Origin of the sequence: Streptomyces sp. 3MP-14 (assembly GCF_006334905.2) — a bacterium.
Taxonomy (GTDB): Bacteria; Actinomycetota; Actinomycetes; order Streptomycetales; family Streptomycetaceae; genus Streptomyces; species Streptomyces triticirhizae.
The window spans coordinates 363,850-379,119 of record NZ_VDLZ02000004.1; the positions used below are offsets into that span (position 1 = coordinate 363,850).

Consider the following 15,270-nt stretch of genomic DNA (forward strand, 5'->3'; position numbering starts at 1 on the left):
ACATTTCGTAAGGAGCAACAGAAACCATGGCGGTTTCCGTAACCCTTCCGGCGCTCGGCGAGAGCGTGACCGAGGGCACCGTCACCCGCTGGCTCAAGTCGGAGGGCGAACACGTCGAGGCCGACGAGCCGTTGCTTGAGGTCTCCACCGACAAGGTCGACACCGAGATCCCGGCCCCGGCCGCCGGCGTGCTCTCCTCCATCAAGGTGGCGGAGGACGAGACCGTCGAGGTCGGCGCCGAGTTGGCCGTGATCGACGATGGCTCGGGCGCGCCCGCCGAGGCACCGGCGCCCGCCGCCGAGTCCGCGCCGGCGCCCGAGCCCGCTCCTGAGCCGGCGCCCGCGCCGGCTCAGGCGCAGCCGTCCGCGCCCCAGGCCGCGCCGGCGCAGGCCGAGGCGCCGTCCTCGTCCTCGGGTGGCGGCGCGGCGGAGGGCACCGACGTGGTGCTCCCGGCGCTCGGCGAGAGCGTCACCGAGGGCACCGTCACGCGGTGGCTGAAGGAGGTCGGCGAGGAGGTCGAGGCCGACGAGCCGCTGCTCGAGGTCTCCACGGACAAGGTCGACACCGAGATCCCCGCCCCGGCCAGCGGCACGTTGCTGGAAATCACCGTCGGCGAGGACGAGACCGCCGAGGTCGGTGCCAAGCTGGGCGTGATCGGTGCGGCCGGTGCCGCCCCTGCGCCCGCGCAGCCGAAGGCGGAGCCCGCGCCGCAGGCCGCCGCGCCGCAGGCGCCGGCGAAGCCAGCCGAGCAGCCCAAGCCGGCGCCCGAGCCGGCGCAGGCGCAGGCCCCCGCGCCGGCGCCCGCACCCGCGCCCGCGCAGCCGAAGGCGGCTCCCGCCCCGGCGGCCGCGCCGCGCGCCACGACGGCGCCTGGCCCGGCGGCGCCGGCCACGGACGGCGCGTATGTCACCCCGCTGGTGCGCAAGTTGGCCAGCGAGAACGGCGTCGACCTGGGCCAGGTCAAGGGCTCGGGCGTGGGCGGCCGCATCCGCAAGCAGGATGTGCTGGCCGCCGCCGAGGCCGCGAAGGCCGCGGCCGCCGCGCCGGCCCAGGCCGCGCCCTCGGCCAAGGCGCCGTCCCCGGCCCAGCCCTCGCCGCTGCGCGGGCAGACGGTCAAGATGCCGCGCATCCGCAAGGTCATCGGCGAGAACATGATGCGCGCCCTCCAGAACCAGGCGCAGCTCTCCTCGGTGGTCGAGGTCGACGTCACCAGGGTGATGCGGCTGCGGGCGCGGGCCAAGGAGTCCTTCCTGGCGCGCGAGGGCGTGAAGCTCTCCCCGATGCCGTTCTTCGTCAAGGCGGCGGCGGAGGCGCTCAAGCTGCACCCGGTGATCAACGCCAGGATCAACGACGACGGCACCATCACCTACCACGACGTCGAGCACGTGGGCATCGCGGTGGACTCCGAGAAGGGCCTGATGGTCCCGGTGATCAAGAACGCCGGTGACCTGTCGATCGCGGGGATCGCCAAGAAGACCGCCGAGTTGGCGGGCAAGGTCCGCAAGGGCGGGCTGGCGCCCGACGACATGGCGGGCGGCACGTTCACGATCAGCAACACCGGTTCGCGCGGCGCGCTGTTCGACACCATCATCGTGAACTACCCGCAGGTCGCCGAGCTGGGCATCGGCGCCACGGTGCGCCGCCCGGTGGTCGTCAACCACCCGGAGCTGGGCGAGACCATCGCGATCCGGGACATGGTCTACCTGACCCTGTCCTACGACCACCAGCTGGTGGACGGCGCGGACGCGGCCCGTTACCTGACGGAGGTCAAGGCCCGGCTGGAAGCCGGTGAGTTCGAGGGTGAACTCGGCCTCTGAGCCGACGTCGGCCGCGCCCCGCCCGTGTTCTCCCGGGCGGGGCGCGGCCCGTTCTCCCCGGGTCAAGAACAGGTCAAGCCATGCGGTCGCCAACGGCCCGACAGGAGAAGTGATGAGCCCGCCCATCGTCCACTCGCTGCGGCAGCAGATCCGTGAGCACATCGTGGAGGGCATCGTCAGCGGCCGTTGGCAGCCCGGCGAGCGGATCGTGGAGCGCCGGATCGCGGTGGAGCTGGAGGTCAGCCAGACGCCGGTGCGGGAGGCGCTGCGGGAGCTGGAGACGCTGCGGCTGATCGAGTCTGCCCCCAACAAGGGCGTTCGCGTGCGGAAGTTGACCGCAAGCGACCTGGAGGAGATCTATCCCGTTCGGGCCGGGCTGGAACAGATCGCCGCCGAGCTGGCCGCCGAGCGGCTCGCCTCGGACGCCTCGGCGCTGGTGCCGGAGGTGGCGGCGCTGCGGACTGCCGACCGGGAGAACGACGCCGAGGCGCAGGTGGGGCACACCGTGGCGTTCCACCACAAGCTGGTGATGGCCTCGGGCAACAGCGTGCTGCTGCACACCTGGGAGTCGCTGGGCATCGAGATCTGGACCGCGCTGTCGATCCGCTGGCTCGGCACGCGCCAGCGGTCCTACGCGGAGGAGCACCAGGAGTTGATCGACGCGTTCCTCCGCCGCGATCCGAGGATCGGGGAACTGGTCAAGGAGCATGTCCTGAACTGTGCACCGCGTGCCTGATCTTCCCCGGTTCGCCCCGATTTGCCCTGGCACAGGGTGTCAATTTTCGCGAATGCTTTGATCGATCATCGATCAGGGCCCTATGGTTCAAGGGAAGACAGAACCGCGCCACAGCAAGCACCTGTCCTGCCCTGTGGCGTGGCTCTACCCGAGGCCCGGGTCCCCGATGTCGCGCCAACGAACCTACGGGACCCGGCCCTCACGGTTGCCCTCATGCTGCCAGACGGCGCGAACCGCCGGCGCGGATTCCCACCACCGGGTTTCGGGTTCTCGTCACCCGGTTTCCCGCCCTCGGCCGTCGCTCTCGCCCTGGTTTCCCATCGCGCGGTCGATCGTGGAGGCTGGACGGGTGCGTGCGGCTCGATTGATCAGGCTGGTCCTGTTGTTGCAGTCCCGACAGAGCATGACGGCCGGGGAACTGGCCGCCGAGCTGGAGGTCTCCGAACGAACGGTGGCCAGGGATGTGGAGGCCCTCTCCGAGGCCGGCGTCCCGGTCTACGCGGACCGGGGCCGCGCCGGCGGGTACCGCCTGGTCGGCGGCTACCGCACCCGGCTGACGGGCCTGGGACGCGACGAGGCCGAAGCGCTCTTCCTGTCCGGAGTGCCGTCCGCGCTGCGGGACATGGGCCTGGCGGACACGGCCTCCGCCGCCCGGCTGAAGGTCTCGGCCGCGCTCCTGCCGGAGCTGAGGGACGCCGAACACAGCGCCGCGCAACGGTTCCACCTGGACGCACCGCACTGGTGGCAGCCGCCCGAGACGCCCGAGGCGCTGCCGGCGGTCGCCGAGGCCGTCTGGGGCGAGACCCGGATGACGGCCGCCTACCGACGCGGCGACGGCTCGACGGTCACCCGCTCCTGGGAGCCACACGGCCTGGTGCTCAAGGCGGGCGCCTGGTACCTGGCGGCCCGGCCGGTGGGCGGGCGGGAGCACCGCGTCTACCGGGTGGCCCGCTTCTCCGAGGTGACGGTGACCGACGAACGCTTCGACCGCGACCCGGAGTTCGACCTGCCGTCCTTCTGGGCGGAACGGGCGGCGGCGTTCGCCCGGGCGATCCTGCGGGAGAGCGTCCGGCTGCGACTGAGCGAGAACGGCGCCCGCCGGCTACGCGCCCACACCGACCGAACGGCCGCCGAGGAGGCGCTGGCCGGCGGCGAGGGGCCGGACGAACGGGGCTGGGTCACGGTCACACTGGCCGTGGAGTCGCTGGACGTGGCCTACGAGCAGCTGCTGGGCCTGGGACCCGAGGTGGAGGTTCTCCAGCCGCCGGAGCTGCGGGCCCGCTTCGTCCGCTCGGCCGCCGCGCTGGCGGCGCTCTACGGCGAGGCGGAGACGTCGTCCGGTACTTGACCTCAACCGTGCTTGAAGGCGCAGCATCGGATCATGACCTCAGACCTGCCGGACTCTTCGGAGCTTCGGGCGGCGCTGGACCAGCGCGCCGTCACCGACGCCATCAGCCGAATGTTCCACTCCTTCGACGCGCACGACCACTCCGAGGAGACGGCCGCCCGTTTCCTGACCGAGAACGTCAGGGTCACCACGCCGGTCGGCACCGCCGAGGGGCTGGCCGAGGTGACCCGCCTGAACGCGGAGGCGCTGGGACGGTTCGCCGGCACCCAACACCAGGCGACCGACGTGCTGGTGGAGCTGGCGCCGGACGGCGCGACGGCGACGGCCGCCTGGAACGCCCTGATGACCCATGTCCACCATGACTCGACGCTCCGCCAACGCGGCCCCGGGGCCGACCCCCTGTTCGTGGTCGGCGGCCGCTGGCACTGCGAACTCGTCCGCACCGCACACGGCTGGCGCTTCCACACCCTGACCGTCGAACGCGTGTGGAGCAGAGGCGAGCCCCCCACGTTGGGCTGAACCCCGGCCGAGGACCGGCCCCAGGCGCCCCCGGCACGGGGCGCCGGGGGCGGGGCGGGGGCGGGACGGGGCGAGCGCCCGGGGAACGCAGCGGGACGGGCCAACCGGAGGGGTTATCTGCATGGACCAGGTGACTCCGCCCCTCGAAACCGCCCACCGTGCCGGGGACGATCTCGAAACGGAGGGCCGCTCCGCCTCGGGCACGCTCCGCCCCGGAAGGAAAGCGCGCCACTCCGGGGCGCCCGACGGAGAACCTTTCCGCCTGACTGGCCCCCGGCGGACCGGAGAAGTTCTCCGTCTCGCGCGCCCTTCACCAACCGGAGAGGCTCCCCGCATACGGCCGCGCTCAACGCTCCGGAGACGATCTCCGCATCAAACCGCCCCCAGAACCGGAAGGTCTCTCCACTTCGAGCCGCACCGCCCCCGGGAGTCGGTCACCAGCCCCCGGAATCAGCCGCCGCCCCATGCGCAGTGCTCCGCCCCGGAGAACCACTCCACATCGGGCCCTCTCCCGACGTCGAAGCGGAGGGGGTCTCCGCACCAGGGAATCAGCCCTGGCCGGAAGAGGTCTCCACGTCGGAGCCATCGTTGGGGAAGCGGCCGAGCAGCGCGGGCGCCAACTCGCGCCAGGCGGTGAGCGGGAGCGCGGTCGGGTCGGCCGTGAGCACCTGAAGGCAGACGTGGTCGGCGCCGGCGGCGAGATGGTCGGCGACCCGACGCTCCACGGCCGCGAGATCGCCATACGCCACGATGGCGTCAACCAGCCGGCGGCTGGGGGCCGCGGCATCGAGATCAGCGTCGGTGAAGCCCAGCGTGCGCAGGCTCCGCTGCTGGTGCGGCGCCACCAGATACCCGGCGACATGGGCGGTGGCAAGCTCCCGTGCCCGGTCGCGGTTCTGGTCGAGCACCACGGCCTGCTCGACCGCCAGATAGGAATCGGGCCCCAGGATCTCCCGCGCCCTCGCCGTGTGTTCGACCGGCACGAAGTACGGATGCGCCCCTAGCGTGCGTTCGCCAGCGAGCGCCATCATGCGCGGGCCGAGCGCCGCGAGGACCCGTGCCGGCGGGTCCACCGGCGCGGGTCCATGCGCGGGAACCGCGTCCATCGAGTCCAGATAGGCGCGCATGGCGGCCACGGGACGCCCTCGCCCGGGAATCCGATAGCCGTCCACGTGGTGGACCGTGTCATCCACCCGGTGGCCACCGAGCCCCAGGAGGTAGCGGCCGGGGAAGGCGTCGTGCAGGGCCCGTTCGGCGCCGACCAGGGCGACGGGATCGCGGAAGGCGATGTTGGCGATGCCGGAGGCGACCGTGAGGCGCCGGGTGGCCGACAGCACCAGCCAGGACTGGCTCACGGTGTCCCGGCCGAACGCCTCTCCGAACCAGATCGCGCCCCACCTTAGTTCCTCCAGTTCCGCCACGGTCTCCTGCACCGGGCCGGCTGGTTGGGCCTCAAAGGCGGTTGTCCACAGGCCGAGCGGTCCGGTTGCCCGTCGCAGCTTCGCCACTCCCGTTGTCTCGGTCGACGCAACGGTCATGATCCACCTCTCGTTACCGCCGGGCGGGCATCGGCCGCCCAGAAAGCGGAGAACCTCTCCGCTTCACTCGGCCACCGTACACCGGACTCGGCCGATTCGGAGAACCTCTCCGTATCGGCCCCCTGGGCTGTCCGACCACTTCGGAGAACATCTCCGATGGCGTGGGTGGCCGATCCGGTTCGAACGGGCGCCAGCCTCGGGGAGGATGGGGGCATGACGGACACGAGGGAGAGCGGGCAGAAGAACCAGCCGAGTGGAGCGCAGGCCGGCCCGCGGCCCAACGCCCGCTCGGACGCGCTGCGCAACCGGGCCCGGCTGCTCGCAGCCGCCGAGAGCGTCTTCGCCTCGGCCGGCCCCGAGGCCTCGCTCAACCAGATCGCCCGCCAGGCCGGCGTCGGCGCGGGCACCCTCTATCGCCACTTCCCAACCCGCGAGGCCCTGCTGGCGGCCGTGCTCACCGAACGGATCGAGCGGCTGACGCAACGGGCCGATGCCCTGCTCGCCGAACCCGACCCCGATCGGGCGCTGGCCGACTGGCTACACGCCTTCCTCGACCACGCACAGGCCCAACAGGGCCTGGGCAGCGCCCTGTTGCTGACCAAGTCGGAGCTCGGCTTCGACTGCCACCAGCGGCTGCGCGAAGCCGCCGGCGAACTCCTGGCCCGCGCCCAGGGCCGCGGCACCACCCGCCCCGACCTCACCACCGAGGAGATGCTGCGGCTGGTCGTCGGCATCGCGCTCGCCACCTCGGGCGGGGTGACGGACGAGGACGGCGGCGAGGCCGCGCGCCCCGAGCGGCTGCTCGCCCTCGTGCTCGACGCCCTGCGCCGCCGCCCGTCCAAGGCCCGGCGTTAACGGCCGATCAGCGGTAGTCGGCCGCGTCCACCTCCTCCCCCGCCAACGCCCGCTTCAGGAAGGCCCAGCAGTCCGGGCGTGAGCCGTCCACGTCGGTCACCCCGTACTCGCGCGCCAGCGTGGCGCTGTCCAACGAGCGCCCGTTGAACCGCGCACGCTCCGGGTCGGCGGCCAGCGCCGCCACCCCCCGCCCCAGATAGGTCGGGGTCTCGGAGATCGCGAAGTACGGCTCCTTGGCGATCGCATCGCGCCAGTTCTCCTCGGTGACGCCGAAGGCGGATTCCAGCATCTGCTCGGACCGGAGGAAGCCCGGCGTCACACTGACCGCCGCGCAGCCGAACCCCTTCAGCTCCTGTCCGAGCCCGGCCGCCATGCGGATCGGCGCGTACTTGGTCAGGTCGTAGTAGAACGACCCCCGGTAGTCGGCGTTGGACTCGGCCGTGCCGTCGGTGACCTCGACCAGCAGCCCGCCCTCGTTCCGCACCAGCAGCGGCAGGGCGAAGTGGCTGGTGATGATGTGCGACTCGACGCCCAGGCGGAGCATCCGCATCCCCGGCTCCAGGCCGAACTCCCACATCTTCTTCCCGCCGGAGATGTCGATCAGGTGCTCGCCGCCCCAGACGTCGTTGATCAGGACGTCCAACCGGCCGTGTTCCCGGTCGATCCGTTCCACCAGCGCCCGCACCTGCTCCGCCTCGAGGTGGTCCGTGGGCACGGCGATGCCCTCGCCGCCCGCCTGGGTGACCAGTTCTCCGGTTTCCTCGATCGTTTCGGTGGCGCGCCCGACCTCGCTCACCGAGGACCGGGTGGTGCGGCCGGTGACATAGACCGTCGCCCCCGCCCGGCCCAACTCCACGGCCATCGCGCGTCCCGCGCCCCTGGTCGCCCCCGCAACCAGCGCGATCCGTCCGGCCAGTGGTCCGTCCTGTGTTGTCACGCGTGCGTCCTCCGCCTGTTCGTTCACCCGGGTCCTCGTGCACCCGGACGACTGTGTCCCCTGGTCCATCCATCGCATGAGCCGCCGAAGTCGATTCATCGATGGATAACCGGAGAGCCGTACCGCTCCCGGCCGTTCCGACCCTGACAGCCAATCCAGACACCCTCTGTCGGGTTTATCGCGCCCCCGCCGACACCGTGCGGCCGCGACCACTCGTCCGGGGGACCTCCGAGGTGCGGAGCGGGCCCCGCCCGCCGATCCTGATGCCGTGATGGACGAGACGGAGTTCTGGGCGCTGGTCGACGGCACGCGACTCGCCGCCGGGCGCGATCCGGACCTACACGCCGAACTGCTGGTGGAGCGCCTCACCGGGCTGGACCCCGAGGCCGTTCACGACTTCGCGCGGCACTTCGAGGCCCGCTTCAGCCGTGCCTACCGCTGGGATCTGTGGGGCGCCGCCTGCGTGCTGCTGAACGGCGCGGGCGACGACGCCTTCGAGAACTTCCGCTGCTGGCTCATCAGTCAGGGCCGAACCGTCTTCGAGGGGGCGCTCGCCGACCCGGACGCGCTAGCCGAGCTGCTGCCCGACTTCGACGAGCGGACCGAGGGGGAGGCCGAGGAGATCGGATATGCCGCGTTCGACGCCTACGAGCACCTCACCGGCGTGGAGCTGCCCGATCTCGGACTCGGCGACCCCGGTGTGGAGCCGCAGGGCGTCCCGATCGACCTGGAGGACGAGGAGGCGCTCGCCGCCGCCCTCCCCGAGCTGTGGGCGCGGTTCGGGGCGCGCCGCCGGGCGGCCGACCCGCAGGGCCTCGCGGGTGGCCCGGCCCAGGTGTGATCGATCAGGATGGCCCCATGGCAGCTGACTCCTCCTCCGACGTCCCCTCGCCCTCCTCCTCAGGTCCCGCACCCGCTCCGACACCGGAGGAGGATTCCTCCGACGGCCTCCCGCGCCGCGTCGCGGTCACCGGCACCTCGGGCCTGCTCGGGGGCGCGTTGGCCGACTCGCTCCGCGCCTCGGGGTGTGAGGTGGTGCGCCTGGTCCGCCGTGCGCCCGGGGCGCACGACGAGGCGCGTTGGGACCCTTCGGGCCAGGACCGGGCGACGAACGTCGCCGCGCTGGCCGGCTGCGACGCGGTGGTGCACCTGGCCGGTGCCGGGGTCGGCGACCATCGGTGGACGGCCCGCTACAAGAGAGTGATCAAGGACAGCCGGGTGCTGGGCACCACGGCGATCGCCGAGGCCATCGCGGCCCAGGCGACCCCGCCCCGGGTCTTTCTGTGCGGCAGCGCGATCGGGTACTACGGGGACACCGGGCAGCGCGCGGTGGACGAGGACGCCGCCGCGGGCGAAGGGTTTCTGGCGGACGTCTGCCGGGACTGGGAGGGCGCGGCCGAGGCGGCCCGCCGGGCCGGGGTGCGCACCCTCCACCTGCGCACCGGCCATGTCGTGGCCCGCAAGGGCGGCGCGTGGGGACGGCTCTTCCCGATCTTCCGGGCCGGCATCGGCGGGCCGCTGGGCAACGGTCGGCAGTACTGGAGCGTGATCTCGCTCGCCGACCATCTGGCGGCGATGCGGTTCCTGATGACGGAGGGGAACGAACTGACGGGCCCGGTCAACCTCACCGGCCCCGAGCCCGTCACCAACCGCGAGGTCACCCGCACCATGGGCCGGGTGCTGCACCGGCCCGCGATCCTGCCGGTGCCGAAGTTCGTCCTGCGCGTGGTGGTCGGCGAGTTCGCCGAGGACATCGTGGGCAGCCAGCGGGTGCTCCCGGCCCGCCTCCAGACCTCGGGGTTCACCTTTCAGCACCCCACGGTCGAGGCCGCGATCCGCGCGGCGCTCGACTGAACGGCCGGGGCGCGGCGGCGCGATCCCGACGACGCGAGGGGGCGCCGCCGCCACGAGACCCCAAGCGGTAAGGCTGCGATAAGGAGCCGATTGGTCACTGTCAGTGGCGGGCTGTACGGTTTGGACCATGCTCTCTCTGACTCTCCGTGACCGCTTCGCCACAAGGATGACCATTGCCGCCCGCCGTCTCACCAGGCTGCCCGGTATCGGCCGTCTCCTGCGCCGGCGCCAACCCCCGTGGGAGCCGATCCCGTTCGTGTCCCTGCTCCCGCCCGGCCGCTTCGCGCCACGGGACGGCAGCGCCTCCCCCGGTCGCCGGCTCGGGGAGGCGCTGCGACGCCTCGGATTCCTCGCCCAACGCCTCACCCGGCGCCTGGTTCAACGGCTCCTCCAGCCCCTCCTCCGGCGTCTCGCCCGACGCCTTCTCCGACGTCTCGTCCGGGGGCGTGGGGTCGGCGCTGCGCCCCATGTTCCCGGGCCGGGCACCGCCGCCAACGGCCGCCGGGCGGGCGGCGGGGGCACCCCGTCGGGGGTCTGCGCCCTCCTTGTGCGCCGATACCCGGTCCGTGCGCTCTGCCGCTTTCGGGACGTCGTGAGAGGGTCGGCTCCGGTTCGGAAGGCATTGCTCGCGCCGCAGCGGGCATCAGGTACCAAGGCTCACCCGCCGAGGACCGACCGCCGCTCCGACGCACCGACCACCTCACCAGGGAGGCCCAGTGCTCAGCAGCCGAACACGCCACACGGACACCGACGTTGTCATCATCGGAGCAGGGACCGCCGGGCTGTCAGCGGCCCACCGGCTGAGCGCGGCCGGTCTGGCGATCACCGTGCTGGAGGCCAGCGACCGGATCGGCGGCCGGATGGCCACCGAACAACGGGACGGCTTCCTGCTGGACCGCTCCAGCCAGCTGACCCTTCCCCAGTCCCCCGCACTGGCCGAACTGCCCCGGCCGGTGGCACTACGTCCGCTGACCGGCGGGGTCCAACTGCACGGCGCGGGCCCGGTCTGCCACCTCGGCGGCGAGAGCGAGGCGGACAACCCGCCCGCCGAGTCCTTCGACCAGATCTGGCTCCGGGCCAACCTGGCCAGGCTGGGTCGGCTGACCGAGGAGCAGCTCTCCCGCCGGCCGGAGGTGACGGCCGCCCAGGCGCTGACGCAGCGCGACATCCCAGCCCGGATCGCCGACGCCATGCTCCGGCCGACGCTCGCCGCCCTGCTCCACGACCCGGAGTTGGCGACGTCGAGCCGGCTGAGCGACGCCGTGCTGCGGGCCTTCGCCCGCCACGGTCTCGCGCTGCCCGAGGGCGGCTCGGCGGCGCTTCCGTCGGCGCTGGCGGCCGAGCTGCCGGCGGGGTCGCTGCGCACTGGGGTCAGGGTGACCTCCGTCGCCACCACCCGGGTCGAGACGGCGGCCCACGGCGTCTTCCGCTGCCGGGCCGTGGTGGTGGCCACCGGCGCGGCGACGGCGGGACGGCTACTGCCGGGCCTGCGGATGCCGCGCTTCCACCAGGTGACCGTCCTCCACCACGCGGCACCGACGCTGCCAACGCCCCGCCCCGCGCTGCTGGTGGAGGCCGGCACGCGTGGCCCGGTGGCCCACTCGGTGGCCGCCTCCGCCGCCGATCCGAGCCGGGCCCCCGCCGGCCAGACGCTGCTGACCTCGGTGATCATCGGCCCGCAGGCGGCGGAGCCCGCCGAGCTGCTGGACAAGGTGGCCCGGCCCCAACTCGGCGAACTCCACGGGGCGTCTGCCGACGGCTGGCGGCTGCTTGCCGCCCACCACGACCGGCAGGCGGTGCCCGTGCTGCCACCGCCCTACCGGCGGCGTCGGCCGGTGCGCCTGTTGGACGGGCTCTACGTCTGCGGCGACCACCGGGACCTGCCGGGCATCACCGGGGACCTCGTCTCCGCCCGACGGGCCAGCCTCGCCGTCCTGGAGGACCTCGGCTGCGCCCGGGCGGCCACGGGCGCCAGCATGGCCGTCGGCTGATCCCCGCCGCCGCCCGGCCGGGCCTACCGCAGCACCGCCGTCTTCTCGCGGTAGGCCCGGACGGCCGCCGCGTCCCGGAACGGCTCCAGGCGACGTTCGAAGTCCTGGACGTACTCGTGGGCGCGTGCCGAGCGCATCTCGTTGGCCTGCTGCGCCGCCTCCGCCGCGAGCGCGCACGCCTGCTCCACGTCGCCCAGGCCCAGCCGGGCCGACGCCAGCACCACCCGGCAGAAGAGCCGGCTGCGGGCGTACTCGGGGGGCCTCAGCTGAAGCGAGCGCTCCGCGTGCCGGGCGGCTGCCCGGTACTGCTTCAGATCCCGGTTGCAGTGGCCGAACTCGTCGGCCAGTTGCGCTTCGTCGAAGAAGCGCGCCCATGGCGGCGCGTCCTCCGCCGACCGGGCCGCCTCCAGCGCCCGTTCCGCCCTGGCCATGGCGGCGGTGCATGACCTGACCTCACCCAGCAGCCCGTGGCCACGCGCCTCCACCGCGTGCAGCAGCGCCTGGACCACCGGCGCCACCGAGCTGGCGATCCCCTGCTGCGCCACCCTGGCCAGCTGCACGGCCTCCCGACCGTGACCGAGGTAGATGGCCTGTCGACTCATCGACACCAGGACATAGCTCCCATACCCGCGGTCCCCCGCCGCCTGGGCCAGACGCAGCGCCTGGACGAAGTACCGCTGGGCGAGGCCGTGGGCCGCGATGTCGTAGGCCGTCCACCCGGCGAGCCGGGTCAGCTCAGCGGCGGCCGAGAACAGCTTGCGGCCGGTCTGCTCGCCGTAGCTGCCCCGGAGCATGGGCTCCAACTCGTGCTCCAGGTAGCGGACCAGCGCCTGTCGGGCGTGGCCGCCCCCGTAGGCCTGGTCAAGACCTCGGAACAGGTCGGCCACCGAGCGCAGGGCGGCGATGTCGCCCACCGTCACCCGCTGGCCCGGCCCTCGCTCCACCCGGTCGATCCGGCTGGGGCGTGGCATCCGTGGGTTGGCGCGGGCGGCGCCGAGCGGGCCGTGGCCACGCAGTTGCTCGGGCACTCGCACGGTGGGCGAGGGGGGATCGTGCGCGGGGCCGCCGTCCGGGGACTCGCCCCGGGCGACGCGTTCGTCGGGGCGGCCGATCAGCCAGTCCCGACTGGGCACCACGAGGCCGGCCGGGGTGAACGCGATCTTGCGCAGCTCCGCGTACCCCCCGGTGTCCTTCCGCCAGAGGCCGGCGACGATGTCGATCGCCTCGGCCGGGCTGCCGGCGAACTCCAAGCCCGCGTAGACCGGGGCGCAGGCTTCGAGCCCCAGGTCCTGGGCGGAGAGCCGGCGGCCCAGCCGGCGGGTGAACACCTCGGCAATCAGTGCCGGGGTCGTGCCACGCGGGCGCTGACCGCGCAGCCAGCGGGTGACCGAGGTCTTGTCATACCGGAGGTCGAGGCCGTGTTCGAGGCCAAGTTGATCCACGCGTCTGGCGAGCCCGGCGTGGGAGAAGCCCGCCTCGGTGATCAGGGCGGCCAACTGTCGGTTCGGGTTGCGCGGCGTGGTGGACTGCGGGGAGGCCGGGCCTCCGGGTCGTTCCGTAGACATCGGCGATGCGGTCTCCTGCCTTACGGCTGTGCGGCTGGAACGGCGTGAATGTAACGGTCCTGCCAGGTCGCAACGCCGCGACGGCGGATGATTCATCCGTATGTGTGAGCCGGAGGCCACCCCCCTCGTGGTTGTCGGCCGGGCTTAGAGTTGGTGCGAGGCGCCAGTGCGTCTCACACCAGAACGTGTATGCCAAGCACGTGTACGGAAAGCGAGAGTTGCAGTGGACGAGCTGCGCTTTGTCCATCTGGGGTTCGGAGCCGAGGCGGTGGAGTACCACGCCGCCTGGCAGGAGCAGCGTCGGGTGCACACCGCTCGCTTCGCGGACGAGATCCCCGACACCTGCCTGCTCCTGGAGCACCAGTCGGTGTACACAGCCGGGCGGCGCACGGAGGACAGCGAGCGCCCCCTCGACGGCACCCCGGTGATCGATGTCGATCGCGGCGGAAAGATCACCTGGCATGGGCCGGGCCAGTTGGTGGGCTATCCGATCATGAAGTTGCCACGTCCGGTCGATGTGGTGGCCCATGTGCGCCGTCTCGAGGAGGCGTTGATCGGGGTCTGTGCCGAGTTCGGTCTGGAGACCACCCGGGTCGAGGGCCGCAGCGGGGTGTGGGTGCTGGGCGACGAGGTGGCGGGCGCCCGGGCCGGCCTCGGCGGTCTCTCGCTGGACTTCGACCCACGGCGGCACGACGAGGAGTTCGACCCCAGGCTCAGCGGCCCCGAGTACGCCCCGTCCAACGCCGGGCAGCGTCACGAGGACCGCAAGCTGGCCCAGATCGGCATCCGCGTGGCCAAGGGCGTCACCATGCATGGCTTCGCGCTCAACTGCGATCCGGACAACACCTGGTTCGATCGGATCGTGCCATGCGGCATCAGGGACGCCGGGGTGACCTCGCTCTCCCAGGAGCTGGGCCGCCCCGTCACGGTCGCCGAGGTGCTGCCCGTGGTGGAGAAGCACCTGACCGCCGTGTGGTCGGCGGCCACCCCACTGCCCAGGGCCGTGTGACCGGGATCACCCCCACTTCCCGAGGCGTACGCTGGGGAACGCCAAAGAATCGAAAGCCGTAGGGAGCCGGACGTGTCCGCTGTCGCACCAGACGGTCGCAAGATGCTGCGTCTTGAGGTCCGGAACAGTCAGACGCCGATCGAACGCAAGCCGGAGTGGATCAAAACCCGTGCCCGTATGGGCCCGGAGTATCAGGCGCTGCACGGGCTGGTGAAGCGCGAGGGCCTCCACACGGTCTGCCAGGAGGCCGGCTGTCCCAACATCTTCGAGTGCTGGGAGGACCGCGAGGCGACCTTCCTCATCGGCGGCGAACAGTGCACCAGGCGCTGTGACTTCTGCCAGATCGACACCGGGAAGCCGGCCGATCTCGACCGGGACGAGCCCCGGCGGGTGGCCGAGTCGGTGCGCCAGATGGGCCTGAAGTACGCCACGGTCACCGGCGTCGCCCGGGACGACCTGCCCGACGGCGGCGCCTGGCTCTACGCCGAGACTGTGCGCCAGATCCACCAGGCCATGCCGGGCACCGGGGTCGAGTTGCTGATCCCCGATTTCAACGCCGTTCCCGAGCAGCTGGACGAGGTCTTCGCCACCCGCCCCGAGGTGCTGGCGCACAACGTGGAGACGGTGCCGCGGATCTTCAAGCGCATCCGTCCCGCCTTCCGCTACGAGCGTTCGCTGCGGGTGCTGACCCTCTCCCGCGAGGCGGGGCTCGTCACCAAGTCGAACCTGATCCTGGGCCTCGGCGAGACCCGGGAGGAGGTCAGCCAGGCGCTGCGCGACCTGCACGAGGCCGGCTGCGAGCTGATCACCATCACCCAGTACCTGCGGCCCACCCCCCGGCACCACCCGGTGGAGCGGTGGGTGAAGCCGGACGAGTTCGTCGAACTCCAGCAGGAGGCCGAGGAGATCGGGTTCGCCGGGGTGATGTCGGGACCGCTGGTGCGGTCCTCCTACCGGGCCGGCCGGCTCTACCGTCAGGCCGTCGAGCGGCGCGGCACCCCGAAGGTGGCGTAGGAGCGGCACCTCGGGGGCGGCGATGCGCCGCCGGCTGTTGACCCCGGGGTCACGGGGCGGAAATACCGTTGGGCAACGATTGAGGGG

Annotated in this window: 13 protein-coding genes; 10 read left to right on the forward strand and 3 right to left on the reverse strand. The window is 72.6% G+C overall.

The genetic code is table 11. The features are described 5' to 3' along the window. The first annotated feature begins 26 nt into the window (after nucleotides 1-26). The 4 genes from sucB (at nucleotide 27) to FH609_RS08400 (ending at nucleotide 4,420) form a co-directional block, all read left to right on the forward strand. Nucleotides 27-1,817, forward strand: coding sequence for a 2-oxoglutarate dehydrogenase, E2 component, dihydrolipoamide succinyltransferase (gene sucB, locus FH609_RS08385; RefSeq protein WP_139666386.1), 1,791 nt, complete (start codon nucleotides 27-29; stop codon nucleotides 1,815-1,817). 112 nt (nucleotides 1,818-1,929) lie between these two features. Continuing rightward, entirely contained in the window at nucleotides 1,930-2,553 is a 624-nt protein-coding gene (locus tag FH609_RS08390; RefSeq protein ID WP_139666385.1) for a GntR family transcriptional regulator, read from the forward strand. Nucleotides 2,554-2,902: 349 nt separating this feature from the next. Then, the gene (locus tag FH609_RS08395) at nucleotides 2,903-3,901 is read left to right on the forward strand and encodes a helix-turn-helix transcriptional regulator (RefSeq protein WP_139666384.1); all 999 of its coding nucleotides are present in this window, start codon (nucleotides 2,903-2,905) and stop codon (nucleotides 3,899-3,901) included. Nucleotides 3,902-3,934: 33 nt separating this feature from the next. Next, complete coding sequence (locus FH609_RS08400) at nucleotides 3,935-4,420, forward strand: nuclear transport factor 2 family protein (protein WP_139666383.1); 486 nt, start codon at nucleotides 3,935-3,937, stop codon at nucleotides 4,418-4,420. A gap of 548 nt (nucleotides 4,421-4,968) precedes the next feature. Here the strand turns inward: FH609_RS08400 and FH609_RS08405 are convergent. After that, nucleotides 4,969-5,958, reverse strand: coding sequence for a TIGR03620 family F420-dependent LLM class oxidoreductase (locus tag FH609_RS08405; RefSeq protein WP_139666382.1), 990 nt, complete (start codon nucleotides 5,956-5,958; stop codon nucleotides 4,969-4,971). A 213-nt stretch (nucleotides 5,959-6,171) separates the two neighbouring features. Here FH609_RS08405 and FH609_RS08410 point away from each other — a divergent pair, with 213 nt between their 5' ends. After that, a complete protein-coding gene (locus FH609_RS08410) occupies nucleotides 6,172-6,813 on the forward strand; it encodes a TetR/AcrR family transcriptional regulator (protein WP_139666381.1) in 642 nt (213 codons plus the stop codon). Nucleotides 6,814-6,820: 7 nt separating this feature from the next. Here the strand turns inward: FH609_RS08410 and FH609_RS08415 are convergent, their stop codons facing one another. Next, a complete protein-coding gene (locus tag FH609_RS08415; protein WP_226961491.1) occupies nucleotides 6,821-7,750 on the reverse strand; it encodes an SDR family oxidoreductase in 930 nt (309 codons plus the stop codon). Nucleotides 7,751-8,021: 271 nt separating this feature from the next. Here FH609_RS08415 and FH609_RS08420 point away from each other — a divergent pair, with 271 nt between their 5' ends. The 3 genes from FH609_RS08420 to FH609_RS08430 all read left to right on the forward strand — a co-directional run bounded on the left by FH609_RS08420 (nucleotide 8,022) and on the right by FH609_RS08430 (nucleotide 11,595). Then, nucleotides 8,022-8,591, forward strand: a complete 570-nt coding sequence (locus tag FH609_RS08420; RefSeq protein ID WP_139666663.1) for a DUF4240 domain-containing protein — start codon at nucleotides 8,022-8,024, stop codon at nucleotides 8,589-8,591. A gap of 17 nt (nucleotides 8,592-8,608) precedes the next feature. Continuing rightward, nucleotides 8,609-9,604: a TIGR01777 family oxidoreductase gene (locus FH609_RS08425; protein WP_139666379.1), complete on the forward strand. Its 996-nt coding sequence runs from the start codon at nucleotides 8,609-8,611 to the stop codon at nucleotides 9,602-9,604. 716 nt (nucleotides 9,605-10,320) lie between these two features. Beyond that, nucleotides 10,321-11,595 carry an FAD-dependent oxidoreductase gene (locus FH609_RS08430; RefSeq protein ID WP_139666378.1) on the forward strand — a complete coding sequence of 425 codons (1,275 nt, stop codon included), beginning with the start codon at nucleotides 10,321-10,323 and terminating at the stop codon, nucleotides 11,593-11,595. Between the two features lie 23 nt (nucleotides 11,596-11,618). On the opposite strand, the gene FH609_RS08435 is transcribed toward FH609_RS08430, so the two are convergent. Then, on the reverse strand, nucleotides 11,619-13,160 hold the full coding sequence (locus FH609_RS08435) for a regulator (RefSeq protein ID WP_139666377.1): 1,542 nt from the start codon (nucleotides 13,158-13,160) through the stop codon (nucleotides 11,619-11,621). 166 nt (nucleotides 13,161-13,326) lie between these two features. Here FH609_RS08435 and lipB point away from each other — a divergent pair, with 166 nt between their 5' ends. Together lipB and lipA are read left to right on the forward strand one after the other, a co-directional pair. Beyond that, nucleotides 13,327-14,169, forward strand: a complete 843-nt coding sequence (gene lipB, locus FH609_RS08440; RefSeq protein ID WP_264372752.1) for a lipoyl(octanoyl) transferase LipB — start codon at nucleotides 13,327-13,329, stop codon at nucleotides 14,167-14,169. A 72-nt stretch (nucleotides 14,170-14,241) separates the two neighbouring features. Continuing rightward, nucleotides 14,242-15,183: a lipoyl synthase gene (gene lipA, locus FH609_RS08445; protein WP_139666375.1), complete on the forward strand. Its 942-nt coding sequence runs from the start codon at nucleotides 14,242-14,244 to the stop codon at nucleotides 15,181-15,183. The last annotated feature ends 87 nt before the right edge of the window (nucleotides 15,184-15,270 follow it).

What these genes read in the sequence shown, in the direction of transcription:
- FH609_RS08405 (WP_139666382.1), bottom strand. Translation starts at nt 5,958, where the DNA reads ATGACCGTTGCGTCGACCGAGACAACGGGAGTGGCGAAGCTGCGACGG.
- FH609_RS08400 (WP_139666383.1), top strand. Translation starts at nt 3,935, where the DNA reads ATGACCTCAGACCTGCCGGACTCTTCGGAGCTTCGGGCGGCGCTGGAC.
- FH609_RS08420 (WP_139666663.1), top strand. Translation starts at nt 8,022, where the DNA reads ATGGACGAGACGGAGTTCTGGGCGCTGGTCGACGGCACGCGACTCGCC.
- sucB (WP_139666386.1), top strand. Translation starts at nt 27, where the DNA reads ATGGCGGTTTCCGTAACCCTTCCGGCGCTCGGCGAGAGCGTGACCGAG.
- FH609_RS08390 (WP_139666385.1), top strand. Translation starts at nt 1,930, where the DNA reads ATGAGCCCGCCCATCGTCCACTCGCTGCGGCAGCAGATCCGTGAGCAC.
- FH609_RS08435 (WP_139666377.1), bottom strand. Translation starts at nt 13,160, where the DNA reads ATGTCTACGGAACGACCCGGAGGCCCGGCCTCCCCGCAGTCCACCACG.
- FH609_RS08425 (WP_139666379.1), top strand. Translation starts at nt 8,609, where the DNA reads ATGGCAGCTGACTCCTCCTCCGACGTCCCCTCGCCCTCCTCCTCAGGT.
- FH609_RS08410 (WP_139666381.1), top strand. Translation starts at nt 6,172, where the DNA reads ATGACGGACACGAGGGAGAGCGGGCAGAAGAACCAGCCGAGTGGAGCG.